Here is a 1,587-nt window from a genome sequence, read left to right as displayed (position 1 = left end):
AATGTTCAGTATTCATTGAGCCGAACAAAATCTTAAATTGAAGAGTTTGATCATGGCTCAGATTGAACGCTGGCGGCAGGCCTAACACATGCAAGTCGAGCGGAAACGAGTTATCTGAACCTTCGGGGAACGATAACGGCGTCGAGCGGCGGACGGGTGAGTAATGCCTAGGAAATTGCCCTGATGTGGGGGATAACCATTGGAAACGATGGCTAATACCGCATGATGCCTACGGGCCAAAGAGGGGGACCTTCGGGCCTCTCGCGTCAGGATATGCCTAGGTGGGATTAGCTAGTTGGTGAGGTAAGGGCTCACCAAGGCGACGATCCCTAGCTGGTCTGAGAGGATGATCAGCCACACTGGAACTGAGACACGGTCCAGACTCCTACGGGAGGCAGCAGTGGGGAATATTGCACAATGGGCGCAAGCCTGATGCAGCCATGCCGCGTGTGTGAAGAAGGCCTTCGGGTTGTAAAGCACTTTCAGTCGTGAGGAAGGTGGTGTAGTTAATAGCTGCATTATTTGACGTTAGCGACAGAAGAAGCACCGGCTAACTCCGTGCCAGCAGCCGCGGTAATACGGAGGGTGCGAGCGTTAATCGGAATTACTGGGCGTAAAGCGCATGCAGGTGGTTTGTTAAGTCAGATGTGAAAGCCCGGGGCTCAACCTCGGAATAGCATTTGAAACTGGCAGACTAGAGTACTGTAGAGGGGGGTAGAATTTCAGGTGTAGCGGTGAAATGCGTAGAGATCTGAAGGAATACCGGTGGCGAAGGCGGCCCCCTGGACAGATACTGACACTCAGATGCGAAAGCGTGGGGAGCAAACAGGATTAGATACCCTGGTAGTCCACGCCGTAAACGATGTCTACTTGGAGGTTGTGGCCTTGAGCCGTGGCTTTCGGAGCTAACGCGTTAAGTAGACCGCCTGGGGAGTACGGTCGCAAGATTAAAACTCAAATGAATTGACGGGGGCCCGCACAAGCGGTGGAGCATGTGGTTTAATTCGATGCAACGCGAAGAACCTTACCTACTCTTGACATCCAGAGAACTTTCCAGAGATGGATTGGTGCCTTCGGGAACTCTGAGACAGGTGCTGCATGGCTGTCGTCAGCTCGTGTTGTGAAATGTTGGGTTAAGTCCCGCAACGAGCGCAACCCTTATCCTTGTTTGCCAGCGAGTAATGTCGGGAACTCCAGGGAGACTGCCGGTGATAAACCGGAGGAAGGTGGGGACGACGTCAAGTCATCATGGCCCTTACGAGTAGGGCTACACACGTGCTACAATGGCGCATACAGAGGGCGGCCAACTTGCGAAAGTGAGCGAATCCCAAAAAGTGCGTCGTAGTCCGGATTGGAGTCTGCAACTCGACTCCATGAAGTCGGAATCGCTAGTAATCGTGGATCAGAATGCCACGGTGAATACGTTCCCGGGCCTTGTACACACCGCCCGTCACACCATGGGAGTGGGCTGCAAAAGAAGTAGGTAGTTTAACCTTCGGGGGGACGCTTACCACTTTGTGGTTCATGACTGGGGTGAAGTCGTAACAAGGTAGCGCTAGGGGAACCTGGCGCTGGATCACCTCCTTA

General features: G+C 53.3%; 1 rRNA gene. It reads left to right on the top strand.

Features of this window, described 5'->3' with window-relative positions:
- Positions 1-34: 34 nt before the first annotated feature.
- Positions 35-1,587 (top strand): 16S ribosomal RNA (locus R7040_RS24365).

This window comes from Vibrio sp. 1069 (assembly GCF_033340555.1).
The sequence above is the reverse complement of the archived record's forward strand: the minus strand, read 5'-3'. Positions and strand labels throughout refer to the sequence as shown.